The 17063-nt window shown below is 34.6% G+C and carries 18 protein-coding genes and 1 pseudogene; 3 read left to right on the plus strand and 16 right to left on the minus strand.

Annotation, left to right across the window (positions count from 1 at the left end; genetic code table 11):
- Positions 1 to 91: 91 nt before the first annotated feature.
- From gnd to ABH955_RS07175, 4 genes are read right to left on the minus strand one after another with little or no spacing between them, the layout of a single operon-like run.
- The gene (gene gnd / locus ABH955_RS07160; protein ID WP_002012680.1) at positions 92 to 988 is read right to left on the minus strand and encodes a phosphogluconate dehydrogenase (NAD(+)-dependent, decarboxylating); all 897 of its coding nucleotides are present in this window, start codon (positions 986 to 988) and stop codon (positions 92 to 94) included.
- An 18-nt stretch (positions 989 to 1006) separates the two neighbouring features.
- On the minus strand, positions 1007 to 2356 hold the full coding sequence (locus ABH955_RS07165) for a GntP family permease (RefSeq protein WP_002165883.1): 1350 nt from the start codon (positions 2354 to 2356) through the stop codon (positions 1007 to 1009).
- Between the two features lie 14 nt (positions 2357 to 2370).
- The gene (gene gntK / locus ABH955_RS07170) at positions 2371 to 3909 is read right to left on the minus strand and encodes a gluconokinase (RefSeq protein WP_404455097.1); all 1539 of its coding nucleotides are present in this window, start codon (positions 3907 to 3909) and stop codon (positions 2371 to 2373) included.
- Positions 3888 to 4094 (minus strand): hypothetical protein, encoded by a 207-nt coding sequence (locus ABH955_RS07175; protein WP_404455095.1) that lies wholly within the window; start codon positions 4092 to 4094, stop codon positions 3888 to 3890. Before ABH955_RS07175 ends, gntK begins: the two co-directional genes overlap by 22 nt.
- 209 nt (positions 4095 to 4303) lie before the next feature.
- Between ABH955_RS07175 and ABH955_RS07180 the strand changes: the two genes are divergently transcribed.
- Positions 4304 to 5206 carry an ABC transporter permease subunit gene (locus ABH955_RS07180; protein WP_404455092.1) on the plus strand — a complete coding sequence of 301 codons (903 nt, stop codon included), beginning with the start codon at positions 4304 to 4306 and terminating at the stop codon, positions 5204 to 5206.
- Positions 5203 to 6222, plus strand: coding sequence for an ABC transporter permease (locus ABH955_RS07185; RefSeq protein WP_404455089.1), 1020 nt, complete (start codon positions 5203 to 5205; stop codon positions 6220 to 6222). The genes ABH955_RS07180 and ABH955_RS07185 overlap by 4 nt, the downstream gene beginning before the upstream one ends.
- A gap of 152 nt (positions 6223 to 6374) precedes the next feature.
- Here the strand turns inward: ABH955_RS07185 and adhP are convergent, their stop codons facing one another.
- The 7 genes from adhP to ABH955_RS07220 all read right to left on the minus strand — a co-directional run bounded on the left by adhP (position 6375) and on the right by ABH955_RS07220 (position 12971).
- A complete protein-coding gene (adhP, locus tag ABH955_RS07190) occupies positions 6375 to 7412 on the minus strand; it encodes an alcohol dehydrogenase AdhP (protein WP_404455085.1) in 1038 nt (345 codons plus the stop codon).
- A gap of 525 nt (positions 7413 to 7937) precedes the next feature.
- The gene (locus ABH955_RS07195; RefSeq protein ID WP_404442975.1) at positions 7938 to 8468 is read right to left on the minus strand and encodes a methyltransferase family protein; all 531 of its coding nucleotides are present in this window, start codon (positions 8466 to 8468) and stop codon (positions 7938 to 7940) included.
- Between the two features lie 96 nt (positions 8469 to 8564).
- Positions 8565 to 8825: a hypothetical protein gene (locus ABH955_RS07200; protein WP_113937789.1), complete on the minus strand. Its 261-nt coding sequence runs from the start codon at positions 8823 to 8825 to the stop codon at positions 8565 to 8567.
- A gap of 191 nt (positions 8826 to 9016) precedes the next feature.
- Positions 9017 to 9871: a MurR/RpiR family transcriptional regulator gene (locus ABH955_RS07205; protein WP_061673902.1), complete on the minus strand. Its 855-nt coding sequence runs from the start codon at positions 9869 to 9871 to the stop codon at positions 9017 to 9019.
- Positions 9872 to 10157: 286 nt separating this feature from the next.
- Entirely contained in the window at positions 10158 to 10793 is a 636-nt protein-coding gene (locus tag ABH955_RS07210; RefSeq protein ID WP_215552372.1) for a response regulator, read from the minus strand.
- Positions 10794 to 10807: 14 nt separating this feature from the next.
- Complete coding sequence (locus ABH955_RS07215; RefSeq protein WP_002031724.1) at positions 10808 to 11926, minus strand: GAF domain-containing sensor histidine kinase; 1119 nt, start codon at positions 11924 to 11926, stop codon at positions 10808 to 10810.
- A gap of 151 nt (positions 11927 to 12077) precedes the next feature.
- On the minus strand, positions 12078 to 12971 hold the full coding sequence (locus ABH955_RS07220) for a mechanosensitive ion channel family protein (RefSeq protein ID WP_061673901.1): 894 nt from the start codon (positions 12969 to 12971) through the stop codon (positions 12078 to 12080).
- Positions 12972 to 13222: 251 nt separating this feature from the next.
- Between ABH955_RS07220 and ABH955_RS07225 the strand changes: the two are divergent.
- A pseudogene (locus ABH955_RS07225) lies at positions 13223 to 13452 on the plus strand (hypothetical protein).
- A gap of 35 nt (positions 13453 to 13487) precedes the next feature.
- On the opposite strand, the gene ABH955_RS07230 reads toward ABH955_RS07225, so the two are convergent.
- The 5 genes from ABH955_RS07230 to dat form a co-directional block, all read right to left on the minus strand.
- Positions 13488 to 14036, minus strand: a complete 549-nt coding sequence (locus tag ABH955_RS07230; RefSeq protein ID WP_404491012.1) for a cysteine hydrolase family protein — start codon at positions 14034 to 14036, stop codon at positions 13488 to 13490.
- A 234-nt stretch (positions 14037 to 14270) separates the two neighbouring features.
- The gene (locus ABH955_RS07235) at positions 14271 to 14453 is read right to left on the minus strand and encodes a hypothetical protein (RefSeq protein ID WP_012260876.1); all 183 of its coding nucleotides are present in this window, start codon (positions 14451 to 14453) and stop codon (positions 14271 to 14273) included.
- A 151-nt stretch (positions 14454 to 14604) separates the two neighbouring features.
- Complete coding sequence (locus ABH955_RS07240) at positions 14605 to 15093, minus strand: putative periplasmic lipoprotein (RefSeq protein ID WP_404491013.1); 489 nt, start codon at positions 15091 to 15093, stop codon at positions 14605 to 14607.
- Positions 15094 to 15353: 260 nt separating this feature from the next.
- Positions 15354 to 16001, minus strand: a complete 648-nt coding sequence (locus ABH955_RS07245; protein ID WP_215552374.1) for a nitroreductase family protein — start codon at positions 15999 to 16001, stop codon at positions 15354 to 15356.
- Positions 16002 to 16099: 98 nt separating this feature from the next.
- Positions 16100 to 16975 (minus strand): D-amino-acid transaminase, encoded by an 876-nt coding sequence (gene dat / locus ABH955_RS07250; protein WP_404491014.1) that lies wholly within the window; start codon positions 16973 to 16975, stop codon positions 16100 to 16102.
- Positions 16976 to 17063 lie beyond the last annotated feature (88 nt).

Genomic DNA, 17063 nt, shown 5'->3' on the forward strand with positions numbered 1-17063 from the left:
CTATACAAAACACAGTAAAAAGAGGGAAAAACTTTCATTAAATAGTATGAGAAATAAAAAAAACTCATACTTTCGTATGAGTTTCACAAAACTAATTTTTCACAACCTCATGTCCACCGAATTGATTACGAAGTGCGGAAACCACTTTTCCGTGGAATGTATCATCTTCTTGTGAACGGTAGCGCATAAATAATGACATAGCGATAACTGGTGCCGCTGCTTGTAATTCAAGCGCTGTTTCAACAGTCCATTTCCCTTCTCCTGAAGAGTTCATAACACCTTTAATGCCATCAAGTTTCGGATCTTCTGCAAATGCTTTTTCAGTTAAGTCCATTAACCAACCACGGATAACCGATCCGTTTGCCCATACTTTTGCAACATCTTCATAATTGAAATCAAAATCACTTTTATCTAGTACTTCAAATCCTTCAGCGATTGCTTGCATCATTCCGTATTCAATACCGTTATGAACCATTTTTAAGAAATGCCCACTACCGACGCGGCCTGCATATGAATAACCATTTTCTACTGCTAAATCTTTAAATAAAGGTTCTAGTTGATCATAAATTTCTTTTTCTCCACCAACCATTAAGCACGCACCGTATCTAGCTCCTTCCACACCACCTGATGTACCGATATCTACGTAATGTAAGCCAAAGCTTTTCGCTTCTTCAGCACGACGCAACGTATCCTTATAGAATGAATTTCCACCTTCAATAACGATATCGCCTTCCTCTAATAATGGATATACATCTTTTAGTACTGACTCGACAACTTCTCCTGCAGGTACCATTACCCAAATTGTACGAGGTGCTTCTAGTTCAGCAATCATTTCTTTTAACGTATGACGAGCAGTAATCCCTAATTCCCCTGCCTTTTCAACAAGCTCATTATTTACATCGTATACAACTACTTCATGCTTGTCTTCATGTAAGTGTTCAGCTAATGGGAATCCCATTTTTCCTAATCCAATTAAACCTAGTTTCATATTAATCAATCTCCCATTCTATACAAATATATTTAATAACGAAATTAATCCAAGTGCTACAACAGATAATATTGTCTCCATTGCGGTCCATGTTAATAATGTTTCTTTCACAGTCATTCCGAAATACTCTTTAATCATCCAAAATCCAGAATCATTTACATGCGATAATATTAATGACCCTGCTCCTGTTGCAAGTGCCAGTAACTCTACATTTACTCCTGGTGTACTTGCTGCAATCGGTGCTACAATTCCAGCTGCTGTCATCATGGAAACAGTAGCAGAGCCCGTCGCGATTCGGATAAGTGCAGCAATCCCCCAACCTAATAATATCGGTGAAATATGCGATTCTTTCGCCATCTCCGCAATTGTAGTTCCGATCCCAGAATCTAATAACACTTTATTAAATGCGCCGCCTGCACCGATAACTAACAGTATGTTTGCAATTGGGCCTAAACAATCATTTGTAACTTGTAAGACTTTGTCTTTAGAAAACCCTTTTGCATAGCCAAGACTAAAGAAAGAATATATCGTTGCAATTAATAATGCCACTATTGGATCTCCAATAAAATGCAATACTTGTGCAAGTTGGCTTGTTTTATTTAATGCTACTTCCGCTATCGATGCACCTAGCATAAGAAATACTGGAAGTAAAATAGTAAACAATGTATTTCCGAAGCTAGGAAGTTCCTTCTTCTTATCTCTTTCAATAAATTGCTCCGCTATATCTAACGGTACTTCTTTATGTATACGAGCACCAATCCATTTCCCGTAAAGCGGACCTGCAATTATTGCAGTTGGAAGTCCGACAATTAATGCATACAAAATTGTCTTCCCTACATCTGCTTTAAATATACCTACCGCTGCCATAGCTGCTGGATGCGGTGGAACAAGTCCGTGTACAACCGAAAGACCTGCTACTAGCGGAATACCGATTGTAATAAGTGATACCCCTGTTTCTAACGCAATTGTAAATACTAACGGAATTAATAGTACAAATCCAACTTGGAAAAATACCGGAATCCCTACTATAAATGCAACGAACATCATTGCCCAGTGAACACGCTTTTTCCCAAAACGTCCAATTAATGTGTTAGCAATTCGTTCAGCACCGCCAGACTCAGCCATCATTTTTCCAAGCATTGTTCCTAAAGCTAAAACAATCGCCAAAAACCCTAACGTATTACCAAGACCTAATTTAATAGAATCGATAATCCCTGGATGTTGTGGTGAAGTTCCAATTAAGGGCATCCCCATTGCTAGGCCTACACCGATTGCTGTTAAAATTAACGCGACAAATGGATGCCATTTTACTACCGTAATTAGTAAAAGCAATATGACAACAGCCGCTAGTACGATTCCAACTACCATTTCTCCCAATCCCCCTATTGTTTACGTTGGAAAGCAGCTATACAATCAAATTCTTCTTTCAAACGATTGTAAAGTCGTTCATACATATAAAACATCTCTAAATATAAAGCCGTATTTTCTTTATTCGGTACATGGTGATGGACAATATCAATCCAATCCTTCACCTCTTCAAGCGAATCAATTTTCCCAATTGCATACAAAGCAAGTGCCGCTGCCCCAAGCGCAGATGCTTCATGACTTTCTGGAACAAGTAATTCTTTCCCCATCATGTCAGATAACATTTGTCTCCAAAATGCAGATTTCGCAAAGCCTCCTGAAACACGTATTTCAGTAAGTGGCCCTGTACAATCTCGAATGGCAAGTGCTACTGAATACACACTCATACAAACACCTTCCATAACTGCTCGTATAAAATGTTCTCGTTTATGCTGAAGGTTTATACCGAAGAATGTACCACGAGCATTTGCATTCCAGTAAGGTGCACGTTCCCCAGATAAAAACGGTAAAAATAGCAATCCTTCTGCTCCAGCTGGTACATTTTCTGCATACTTAATTAATAAATCATAAGGATCAATCCCAAGCTTCCTTGCAACTTCTTGCTCTGGACTACCGAATTCATCACGTAGCCATCTTAATAAAATCCCGCCATTATTCGTCGGTCCACCGATTACCCAGTGCTCATCTGTTAATGCGTAACAAAAAGTTCTTCCTTTTTCATCTGTATTAACACTTGATGAAATTGTTCGAACCGCACCACTTGTCCCAATCGTAATTGCAGCTGATCCAGGTGATATTGCACCGACACCTACATTTGCAAGAACACCATCACTCGCACCAATAACAACTGGAGTATCTTCATGAATGCCCATCTTTTGTGCTAATTCCGGTTTCATTCCCGATAAAATATATGTAGTTGGTACAGGTGTTGATAATTGTTCTGGTGACATATTTAACATAGTTAAAACATCTTCATCCCAGTTTAATGTTTCTAAATTAAATAACCCAGTAGCTGATGCGATTGAATGATCAACTACATAGCGTGAAAATAATTGATAAATGACATACTCTTTAATGGAAATAAATTTATAAGCAGTTCTGAATAAATCCGTTTCTTCTTCTTTCATCCACAGTAATTTAGAAAGTGGTGACATCGGATGAATTGGTGTACCAGTTCTTCTATAAATGTCATGACCATTCATTTGTTGTAATAGTTTTTCTGATTGCTTTGTGCTTCTATTATCTGCCCAAATAATAGAGCGCGTTAACGGCGCACCGTTTTCATCTACAGCAATTAAGGCATGCATCGCTGTACTAATACCGATTGAAGAAATATCTTCCGGTGACACATTACCCTTTTTAATGGCAACGCTTACAGTTTTATATACAGCAGCACATATTACATCAGGATCTTGCTCAGCCCATCCGACGTTCGGTTGAATAATTGGATAATCAATTGCATGTGAAGCAACGACTTTTCCTTTTTCAGTGAATACAACCGTTTTCGTACTTGTGGTACCGATGTCAACCCCGATTACTCTCCCCCTTGTTTCCATGCGAACCTTCCCTTCGTTTCTAGCAAAATACGATCTAGTAAACCGTTTACATGAATTAGTATATAAAATATTTTTTCATAAATCAAGTTATTAGAAGAAAATTTTTTTCGAATCAAAATGTACCTCTCATCTTCTAAATCATTCTCTTTATCTTTTTTAAATAACCTTTTTAATTTATCAAACATTCTTTCCCCTCCACCTAAAGATAATAATATATAAGTTCTCGTTTTCTTAGCTTGATGGACATAGGGCGTGGCTCCCTACTATCACTTTTTTACCTTGTAAATATATGTTCCATACTATAAAATCTAATAGTATTTATATTTTTCGGAAAAATCAAAACAGAATATAAACTTTATTGTATAATGTTGTAAAAAGATGTCGGAGGGATTTAATGTTAAATACAATATCTCAATTCACAATTAAGCTTTCATCAATTCTTTTATCACTCTTACTATTATTAAATTTACCTTATTTATTTATCACTCAACAAGGATTTACCTTTCAACCAATTTACTTTTTTAATCAGATCGTTACTATGTTAAAAGAGGTTTTCTCCCCTGAATCATTAGTGGTTATCGGATCAGACCCTAAATTTGGTAGTTTCAAAAAAACACCATTATTTCCAACTGTTTTAGAACCTTACCTATATTCATTTACTGTATTATTTATAGCCTTTTTGCTTGCACTCTTTCTATCATCTAGTATGGCATTTTTTTATTTTTTAGCAAAAGATTATATAAAAAAATGGATAAACCGAATTGTATTCATATTAGAAGCTATCCCTGATATGATGATGATGATTTGTTTGCAAATATTTTTCATATGGGTACTTCAGAAATTCGGGGAATCTCCTGTCACCATTATTTCTTTTAATGAAAATCGAGCTTATTTACTCCCTATTTTATCTTTAGCAGTCTTACCTACATTACAAATGTTTCGGATGATGGTGTTATACATAAAAGAAGAACATGAAAAACATTACGTAGAGGTTGCATATGGAAAAGGACTTTCATCAAGTTATATACTTTGCATTCATTTATTCAAAAATATATCTATCCACTTCTTTCACCATTTAAAAACGATTTTTGTTTTCTTACTTTCTAACTTATTCATTTTAGAATTTGTTTTTAATATGGAAGGCATTATTCAATTTTTATTTAAGAAGGCGTTTATTTCACCCCCAGCTGCATTTATCATACTTGTTATGATTATTTTACCGTTTTATACCATTTTTCAAATAATCTCATTCATGATGAATAGATGGAAAAAGCAATTGAAAGGAGCAGCATTATGAAATCTATTTGGAAATCAAAACGATTTTTAATCGGCTTTACTTATCTATTCATACTTGTTTCAGCTAGTTTTATTTATAGTTGGTTCTTTAAAGATAACATCCCAAAACCTCCTCAGTTACTTTACAATGACAATAACGAATTACTTGGAAAGGCCCCCTTTTCGCCATCGTTAATGCCGCCTTTTGGATCTGATCGTTTTGGAGAGTCTGTTTTCTTACAAATTGTAGAAGGAGCAAAATTCACCATTTTATTAGCCGTGGCAATTAGCTTCTTTCGAATTTTATTCGGAACATGTATAGGAATCCTCTTAAGTTTATACGCTCCAAAATTCAAGAGATTTTTCCAGTCATGCTCAGAAGTTTTTTATTATATTCCAACTCTATTTATCGCATTTATACTCATCACGCCCGTTAATATTGTAATCACATCAAACGCTGATAGATTAGACCCAAATATTTCATTTATGTTTTATCAAGTACTCGTACTTATTTTCGTCGCTCTACCTACACTTTCTTTATATATATCCTCAGAGGTTGATGAATTTATGAAACAAGATTACATTTTAAGTTCTCAATTGCTGGGTGCTAGCCGTTTTCATATTATCAAAAAACACTTACGAGTCTTATTACTTGATCGCTTATTTGTGTTATTCATGGAACATATCGTCCAAACACTCATACTCGTTATCCATTTAGCGTTGCTTAACATTGTAATTGGCGGGATACAAATGCGGGAACTCTATGACGGAGTGCCCAAACCTGTTTCTCTATCTAATGATTGGGCAGGTCTTATTGGATTAAATCGTTATGAAATGAATCTTTCATGGTGGATTATTTTTTATACTCTCGTTTCATTCTTTATTACAATTCTTTTTATTAAGCTTATGACAATCGGAATTCAAGATGCACTGAAAGCAAGAGATTCGCAAGTTGTAGCAATTCAAACCGTTCCAGATCATAAAAAATTTGTTGAAAATAAAGATTCTTTTTCGTTTGCAAATAAAGTGAATTTTTAATCATGTCTCATCAATCAAGTATTAATTGGCATTGATATTAGTAGAATATAAAAAAGATGATCCCTATTGAATACGAGGGATCATCTTTTTTATGCCGTCTAACTTTTTTACATGTCCTTTGCTAGACTCATGCTTTTTATATTTAAAATGAATTATTTACAATCACAATTATGCTGTTTAAAATCGATTACCATACGTCCTTGAATTCTACCTTGTTCCATTTCTTCGAATACATTTTGTACTTTTTCTAGAGAACACGTTTGAACAACCGGCACTACTTTTCCTTCTGCGCCGAACATAAATGCCTCCTCCAGATCCTTACGAGTACCAACTAGAGAACCAACTACTTCAATCCCGTCTAATACAAGTCGTGGAATGTTTAAATCCATAGTTTCTACTGGTAAACCTACCGCAACTACTTTACCGCAAGCACGTACTGCATCAACTGCTGAGTTGAAAGCTACTTTAGAAACTGCTGTTACTACAGCAGCATAAGCACCACCAAACTCCTCTTGAACAATTTTATCAGCAGGACCTTGAGAAATTGGATTGATAGTCATATCAGCACCAACTTCTTTTGCTAAGGCTAATTTGTCGTCATTGATATCTACTGCAATTACCTTTGCACCAAATACGTTTTTAGCATATTGGATAGCTAAGTTTCCTAATCCACCGCAACCATAGATTACGATAGGTTGACCAGGTTTAATGTCTGATACTTTTATAGCTTTATATGTAGTTACGCCCGCACATGTGATTGATGATGCTTGAGCAGGATCTAATCCTTCTGGTACCTTCACCGCATAATCAGCTGTAACAATACATTGTTCAGCCATACCACCATCTACTGAATAACCAGCATTTTTCACTTCACGGCAGAATGTTTCTCTACCCGTTACGCAATATTCACAACGTCCACAAGATTGGAACATCCATGCAATACTTACACGGTCACCTATCTTTAGTGAAGTAACATCATCAGCAATTTTAGTAACAATACCTACACCCTCATGACCAAGGATGCGGCCATCGGTGTTTCCAAAATCATGATTTGCAACGTGTAAATCAGTGTGGCAAACTCCACAATACTCTACATCTACTAGCGCTTCACCCGAATGTAGCGAACGTAATTCCTTTTCAATAACTTCAATGTTTGCTTTGCTGTTTTTATTAACTACTACTGCTTTCATATGTGATCTCCCCTTTAGTGTTTTAGAGTTTTAATGAGTTTATCTCACAACTACTGTCCTCACTATTTTGGCTAATTATTGTGCCAAATTTAAGTGTTCAATCATCATTACAGGTTCATCATAACATGGAATTTCATAAGATTATTGTGAAATATTGAACAATATTTGAATTATTAACCAAGTATTTTCTTACTATATTTGAAAGGAAAACTGAAATTCCATCATATTTACATTGAAATTTATCAGGCATTTCTTTTTGGTTTATATGCAAAGAATATAGAGGTTTAAAAAATATTTTTTAAGCTTGGGAGATTATAAGTAATATATTTCTATAGACAATTAGAACCATTAAATCTAGCGGATATATCAACAACTATTCACCAATATAAAAAGCCTTCTATTATTATATTTAGGTCATACACTTTAGACTCAATAAAATCAAAGACAGGAACATATTTGTTCCTGTCTTTTTATAATGTGGTGGGACCCCGCATCCATCTATTTAAGAAATTTCTCCTATAATCCCTAGTATAAAAACGGAATAATTCGCCAAGTCTTGGACTGATATTGTTTATATTGTTCACCAAACAGCGTAATAAGAATTCTCTCTTCAATTTTTATACGATACGAATACACAAGGAAAAATAAAATAATATTTATGATAATGGCAATGAATGAAGATATAGCAAATCCTAAAAAGGTCAAAAAAGACCCTAAATAACCAGGATGGCGAACATATTTATATAGACCGTTTTGAATTAACTTATGTCCCCCTTGCATTCCGACATTCCTACTGTAAAATCTTCCTAAGATTTTCATTGAAGAAAATCTTATCCATACACCAATTAGCCCGATAATAACACCCAAAAACAGCAATGAATTAATCTTATTTACTGTAATGAAATACATAATCTCTGGAATGGTTAACATCAATGCAAAAACTACTCCGATAAAAAAACTAGAACCACGATTTTGTTTTTCTTCTTTAACAGGTGAACTTCTATAAAATTCTAATAATAAATACAGAAAAATAGGTAAATAAGCTATGAGAAACATAATTCTTTTTCCCTTCAATAAAAGTATTTTATAATTAACTCACTTATTTTTATCAATTAGGTCACAAAATTTGGAGATTCCTTCAGAAATAGCTAATTACTCTTCCTTGTTCAATGCCTTTATTTTTGCAAGTAATGGCACAAAATAATCAGAGATTAACTTTTCAATATAGTCTTTAACTTGTTCTAAAATGTAAAGACATGTATATCCCCGATCTAATTTATCAGTTTTTCGTTCTACTAAATTTTGTTTTTCTAATCGGTCTATTACTAAGCTACTGATGTAACAGGTACCCCCTCTGAATCCACTAGTAGGAAAGCTTTTCTTTTTACCAATGTTTATTTCTTTAACCCTCATTAAAACACTCTCCGAGGCTTTGTCCCCCTCCCAAAAGCCAAACAAACGATTCAAATTCCATATCTACATTATACTAATCGAATTGAATATTCATTCTTTTTATTCATTATGTAAATAAAAAGGATAATCAGCCCCGTAATGGACTAACTACCCTATAAGTTATTATCTAAATTTAACATTTGAAGAGCCCTTTATATTCGTTTCATCGAAATTGTTTCACGTATACTTTGTAAATTTTGTAGTGTTTCCTCTTGTCGCTGCAATGACAATCCCACATACAAAGTATCTAATAAACTAAGCTGCGCTAATCGTGACGAACTTGCTTCTGTACGAAATTCCGTCTCACGCGTCGAAGTATATAGTGTTATATGAGCAAGTTGGCTTAATGCCGATTTTTGATAGCTTGTAATCGCAATAATGCGAGCCCCTCTTGCTTTCGCTACTTCTAATGCTTCAAGTAATCCTTTATTACTGCCCGAATGAGAAATTGCAATGACCACTGCTTTTTTTGTCAGCAAGCCAGCTCCCATAATTTGAAAATGTGAATCCGTATGAGCAATACAAGAAATACCCGTTCTCATAAACTTATGATAAGCATCCATCGCAATAATACCTGAACCACCATTTCCATAAAACTCAATTCGTTTCGCTTCATTCAGCGCACTTACTGCCTGTTCCAACGCGTTATCGTTTAACAAATGTAATGTATCTTGCAGTCCTGTAATATGTGAATGAAAAACTTTTTTAGCAACAGTGACAATATTATCTTCTACCGATACTTCCTCATGAATATTTTGCATCGGAGTATGTACAATCTCACGAGCTAATGTAATTTTCAAGTCTTGGAACCCTTGAAAACCTAAGTGTTTGCATAAGCGGAATATCGTTGCTTCGGAACTATTCGTAACTTCCGCTAATTCCGTAATCGATTTATGTACAACATCTTGTGGATGTTTCAAAATATGTTCGGCAATACTTCGTAATTTCGGTGATAAACCATTTAACGAAGCCTGAATCTTTCCAATCCCACTTTTTGTACCAGGCATAGCGTATCTTCCCCTTCCATAGTAGCTTTATCCCGTATTAACGGGCAGTAAGACTCCCACCTCAAAATCCGATGAATGCAAGGGAGTTAGGTGGGAGATCAACTGCCCGTAAAAACCCGATTGGTTCAACTAATAATCAGTGGGGATGGCCCCCCCACTGATTAAAGTTTCACTTTATTGTACCTAATTATTGAAAGAAGAAAAACCTTTATTCGGCATCTCTATACATTTTAATTTCTCCTATGTATTCTTCCGTAGCATATGACACAATTATTCATACTTATTTCTAGTTTTCCCCATGCTTTACTGCGTATAAGGCAGCTTGTGTACGATCATCTACTTCCAATTTAGCCAATACGTTAGAAACGTGTGTTTTCACAGTTTGTTCTGTAATATGAAGTTCTGCTGCAATCTCCTTATTGCTTCTTCCTTTCGTAATTTCACGAAGTACTTCTTGCTCCCTTTTAGTTAACATAGAAAAAGGATTCTCTTTTTCTTTCTTGACTGCTGATCGTCCTAATAGTGCTGGTGTTACTTTCGGGTGAAAATTTGCGTTTCCTTGATATACCGCAACGATTGACGCAACAAGTTGATCTGGCTGCACTTCTTTTAATTGATAACCATCTGCCCCAGCTTCTAATGCTGGTAAAACGTAATCTTGTTCTGAAAAACTACTGAGCATAAGAATTTTTATTGTCTCATCGTATTGTTTTATACGTTTTGTCGCTTCAATACCATCCATTTTCGGCATTGATAAATCCATTAATACTACATCTGGCCTTTCTGTTTGGACGAATGTTAATGCTTCTTCACCATTTGCTGCTTCCCCAATAATTTCAAATTCTTCTCTCGTCTTCAAAAAGAATACGAGTCCCCTTCGCACGATATGATGATCTTCTACAAGTAATAATTTAATTTCCACTGACGTTCTCCCTCTCAAACCGGTAATTGAATTTCTATCTTTGTCCCCTTTTCCGGTTCTGCTTTTATTCGAAAAATTCCCCTCATTAATTCAATTCGTTCTTTCATACTTTTCAAACCAAGTGCTGACTCTCTTACTTGATCCTGTATAAATCCTATTCCGTTATCTTCTATGTAAAAATGCAACTTATTATTTTCTATCCTTAAATGAACACATACTTTTTCACATGAGGCATGTTTTTTACAATTATGTAATGCCTCTTGGCTTATACGCCATAAAACTTCTTCTATTTCATCTTCAATTAAAACCATTCCATCAATTCGAACTTCCACTTGAATCCCTAACAGTTTTCCGTAATTTTGAATCGCTTCTGCTAAACCTTTCTCTAATCCTTCAGGCCTTAATTGCCAAATCAAAAGTGTCATCTCTTGTAATGCTTCCTGTGATAATTCTCCAATATAACTTAACATCTCTTGCAAGTCTCTATCCTTCGTCATATTTAGAGTCCCTTTCGCTGTTAGCATAATTGAAAATAACAATTGTTTAACAGAATCATGTAAATCACGAGCCAATCGATTTCTTTCAGCTACAACTACATATTTTCGTTCTTTCTCAACTAATTGAATACGTTGTATTGTCGTTCCAATTTGAAATGCAATCGCTTCTAATAACGCTAACTCCTCCTCAGAAAAATGTGTTTTATGAGGCGAGGCTACATTTAATAGACCAAATTTCTCTGATCCAGATCTTAGCGGGATTGTCGCATGATGTGTAACATCTTCTGTCTCGCCCCAATTACATTCAATCGCATCCTCTATTCGTTTACATTCAATAATATTTGTCGCTTTTTCCAATCTTCCATTCACAAAACGTTCTACACACCAACAATCTCCTTCACACATCGGCTTCTTTTCCTGCCACGTAAGAGCTGGGGGTAAGTTTTGGTCTACAAGCATACGATGCTTTCCACTTTCATCAATAAAGAATATCCACCCTGTTTGTAAATTCATAACTTGTAACAATGTATGTAACACTTTCCCTAACATTTCCTGTAAGTTTGTTGCTTCATTTAGTAACTCAGCAATTTCTTTTAATGCCTCTAAACGATGCATCTCTTTTTCATCTATGTTCATTCTCATCACCAACTACCATTATAACATTAAGAAATTTCAAAATACTACAAACAAAAAAGAACCGAATTCCTTCAGCTCTTTTTTCGGAGATATCCCATACAGTTCATTCAAATCCAAATCCTAAATAAAAACAGAAATTAGCTAATTTTCTTTAACTGTCTGATAAAGATTGTCCCCCATGAATATGCTGTAAACTTTCAGTGTTAACGAACATATTCGCTGCTGGCATTTGCACTTGATTTTTATGGAACATAGACATTAATTCAAATCTTACTTGTCTAGAAGTTTCAAAATAATCTTCCGGTTTAATCAAACCTGTAATACAAAATTCATATCCAACATATTTAAGGTTAGGATTTAAGTCTGTAACTCCAACATATTTAAATGGCTCAACAGCTTCATCATCTACTCTATAAAGATTTTGCTCCAATTTTTCATTACAAATAACACATACTTCTTCTAACAATTCTTTAACTCTTGTAGGATCTTCCTGATAACTTACCGTGATGCGTTCAATAACTCGCATCCATCCTTTATTAAAATTCTGTATCGTTCTAATCTCTCCGTGTGGAATGGTAAGGAGTTTCCCTGACCATTCACGAATTTGCATAAAACGAATACTAATTTCCTCAATAGTTCCTGAATTTGTTCCGTTAAAAGTTACAAAATCGCCAACTCGAAACTCTTTGTCCGCTAATCTTGCGAAGCCTAATATGACATCTTTTAGCATCTGTTGTGCAGCAAAACCGATGACGACTCCCGCTATCCCTGCACCTGCAATAATACTTTTTATATCTACAAATTGACTAATTAAATATATGATCAGACTGATGATAATGATATATCTAAAAATAGATCGAATAACACTTTGAATCGTCTGCTCTACCTCTTCATCAAAAAAGCTTGATTTCCTAAAAAACCAATCAATAATGCGATTTATAACAAAAGAAATAATGATAAGAACTAAAGCAAATAGTAAAAACCTTAAAAGTAAAAACTCCCTTACATAATTAAAAAACTCTTCAGTATACGTTAATAAACTCATCCATCCACTTCCTTATTAATGAAAATTTCATGCAAAACTGATTTATTGTATTACTTTTTGGTTCCCTTCAAACTTGTTATACATTCTTCTATAAATATAACCTTTTTCATTATCTAAAGGGAGCTGACAATTGAAAATTTTTTAAATGACTTTATTTTAAGACTGCACTACTCATCTTAATAACAGGAAAACATTCACATGACACCGAATAGTTCATTTGAAAATATTTTGACTCGCGAAGGTTACTAACAATGAGCTATATCGAAGAACTAAGAGAAGTTATTGGATCAAGACCACTCAATTTAGCTGGAGTAGCTGTTTTCAATGAACAAGGATAAATATTACAGAATTTACATGTGGCTTGTTAAAAGCAGATGGAGTTGAATCATTGCATGTACAATTTTTCGATTTAAACCGACTACCAGAAAAGATTAGTCCGTTCATTAAAAAGTTAATTCAAAAACAAGTCGTTTCTATATAAATGTAAAAAAGAGGCCTTTTCGAAGGCCTCTTTTTTTACTTCACTTCTGCATTTAAACAAGATTTAAAATGTCCAAGTGCATATTCATGTCCTTGCACATTAAAAGATGCAACCGCCTTTTCATAAACGACAATTTTAAATCCTTTATTATAAGCATCTACTGCTGTATGAAGAACACAGATGTCGGTACAAACACCTACAAGATGAACTTCTTCTATTCCTCGTTCTCTTAACTTCATCTCTAAATCTGTTCCGGCAAATGCACTGTAACGTGTTTTGTCCATGTAATATACATTCTCTGCATTTTTATATTTCTCGCATACATCTTGTAATTCACCAAATAAGTCTCTTCCATTTGTACCTGCTATATTATGAGGTGGAAACAATTTCGCTTCTGGATGATATACATCATTGTCTTCATGTTTATCGATCGCAAATACTACGTAATCACCTTTTTCAATAAATTGTTTCGTTACACTTACAAGTTCCTTCTCAATTTCTTGACCTGGTTTCCCGCATGTTAAAGCACCTTTTTCAGCTACAAAATCATATGTATAATCAATATTTATAAGAGCTCTTTTCATAACTACAATCTCTCCTTCTTCTGTTTCACAGTAAACAATAGAAAATTTGTTATTACGACATCGTATGTACTATTCGACATTTCAAATGAAATCCCTACATTTCCAACTCAATACTTACCTTAATCCGAGTTTATCATAAAGCGAAACTTTAATCATAGGGGGTATTATCCTTCACCAATCGGGCTTTTACGGGCAGCCCGACTCCCACCTAACTTCCTCGCATGTGCCGAATTTTCAAGTGGGGTTCTTATTGTCCGTTAAGGCTTGATAAAACCGATACACAATGACAAAACATACAGCTCCAATTAACAAGTCATGAATGTGATAATTGAGCGTAACTTCAACCGCCTCTTGTAAAGTAAACCAAATGACCGAAAACATTATAATAAATAAGAAAATACGAATAACTCGTTTCAAACTTTCAATTCCTTCCTCTTACATGATAGTAAAGAATAAGTTCTTTCTATTCATTCGTACTAGAAAGTGAAACAAATTATTCTCAACAACCTAATCCTATCCAAATTAAAAAGTACACTACCACTTTAAGTAATGTACTTTTTATCCATAATTAAGACGCAGGCTTTGTTTCAAACGTTGCTTGATTAAAGCTAATGACTTTTCCTTTCGGGTCATTGTTTTCAAACTGAGCTGCGGTAATCGTATGACTACCTGTCTCAAGCGTCTTTTCTTTTAATTGTACTGTTGTCTGTGTTGTACTAGTTACTTGATGTTTATCTGCAAATATTTGATCTACAAATACAAATGTTTCTTTATCGTTTTGAAAATTGGAAAGTTCTAATTCGACTTGCTGAATTAAAGTATCCTTTTTTATGAATACAGTTGGTATATTGCCATTTTCAGAAGTACCATCTGGCGTAGTTACTTTTACTTTCCCTTCTCCGACTGGCACTGCTCCTTCAGGATATACGACCATATTCTCATCACTTGCATTTACAACTTGTTCTTCCTTGTTTGACTGTGCATCCTCTTTTTCCTTTGGAGTACCACAGCCTACTAATAACAATACAGACAATCCAGCGATTATGAATTTCTTCAAAATTCATTCCCCCTGTTATTTCATTATAATTTATTATACAAAAATAACTTCTTGATTTTAAAACTAGTTTTTAACACTTTCATGAACAAATATTAGCTTGCTCACGATTACTGTACCATACTTTCATTTTAAGAACATTAATTTTTTAAAAGAAATAAATAGTAATTCCACTCTATTCATCATTTTAGCCCAAATCACTTAAAAAATATCCACTCAAAATAAAAAGACATTGCTATTTCAATGTCTTTTCCACATAACATTTAGAAAATAAATGTTGTAATCTCATCTACTTCTTTTCTTGGAAGTTTCTTCGGTTTATCTTTCGGATAACCGAGTGAAATAACCATATTTATTTGTTTTTCGGTCTCAATTTGTAAATATTGTCGTAGTTCTTTTTGAGCTAACAATACAGGTCCTGTCATTGGACAAGTACCCAGTCCTCTCGCATGTGCAGCCAACATTAAGTTTTGTGCTGCTAAACAGCTACTCTTAATTCCTTCCTCTTCCCATACTGAATCAGGAACGAAGGCAATTGGATCAAATATCTTTTCGCGAAACTTTGATTCATATGGTGTTGCCAAACATACGATTAATACTGGCGCCTCAGAGAAAGCTGTCGCATATGGACCGAAAGAACGTGTAAGTAATTTCCCTGCTTTCTCTTCTCCATTTTCTGCTGCTTTTGCTGCAAGTTTATGTAATGCATCCCATGTCATTTGTTCAATTTCTTTAATTTTCTCTCGGTTCATAATGACCAAGAACTCCCACGTTTGTGAGTTCGTATCACTCGGTGCATAACGAGCACAATCAATAATTTCTTTTATATCACTAGTGGATACTTCTTGTTCTGTAAACTTTCTAACACTTCGTCTACCGTGAATTACTTCTTTAAAATCTTCATAATTCATACATTAAATCCCCTTTTTACAGCGTTTTCAAAATTTGTCCTATGGTTGAATTATATCATGAAAAAAAGCTGGGGGAATACCAGCTTTTTTCCTCATTATTAATTTGTCACTTTAAACAAACTAATACTTTCTTCATATGCAGCTTGTAGTTTTTTCGTAATTGGTCCTCTTTCGCCACTTCCAAACTTCTCATCACCAATTTGAACAACAGGGAATATTTCAAGTGGTGTCGCTGTGAAAAAGCACTCATCGGATTCGTACACTTCCTGTAATGAAAATTCACGCTCTTCTACCTCTATATGTAACGCTTTCGCTAATGTAATAACGTAGTGACGAGTAATGCCATGTAAAATAAAATAATCGGCCGGATGTGTAATTAATTTATTATTTTTCACCATAAAGAAATTCGAATGACACCCCTCTGTTACAATTCCATCTCGCACCAATATCGCTTCTTGGTAGCCTTGTTCGTTTATTTTATTTTTAATCATGATATTAGGGAGCAGATTTAATGATTTTATATGGCAGAACTTCCAGCGTATATCCTCTTCGACAGTCACCTTTATTCCTTGTTCCATAGTAGCAGTAGGTCTTGGAAACGAAACGATATTCGCAAAATATGTTGGTTGTAAATCTTTTTCATACACATGATTTCGTGCTTGAGCACCACGTGATATTTGAAGATACACATTCCCATCTTCTTGAAATTGATTTCTTTCAATCATTTGATGTAACTCTTCCACTAACTCTTCTTTAGCAAACGGTGGAATTAGTTTTATTTCTTCCATAGAATTAAAAAATCGTTCCAAATGTAAATCCAATAAATGTGGCTTCCCATCATATAACCTAAAAACCTCATATATACCATCACCAAATTGAAAGCCCCTCTCCTCTAATGGGACCATCGGCTGTTCTTCCTTCGTATTCACAATTCTTCCGTTAAACAAAATCCAATCTTTATGAGTAGCTTTCATTCCTTCCCACTCCTTTATTCCATGATTGGTTTTATTGTACAACTTATCCACACTTAAAAGAAGGAATTTTCTGTATTTAACTAAATTA

Source organism: Bacillus sp. RC240, from assembly GCF_044907945.1.
Classification (GTDB): Bacteria; Bacillota; Bacilli; order Bacillales; family Bacillaceae_G; genus Bacillus_A; species Bacillus_A mycoides.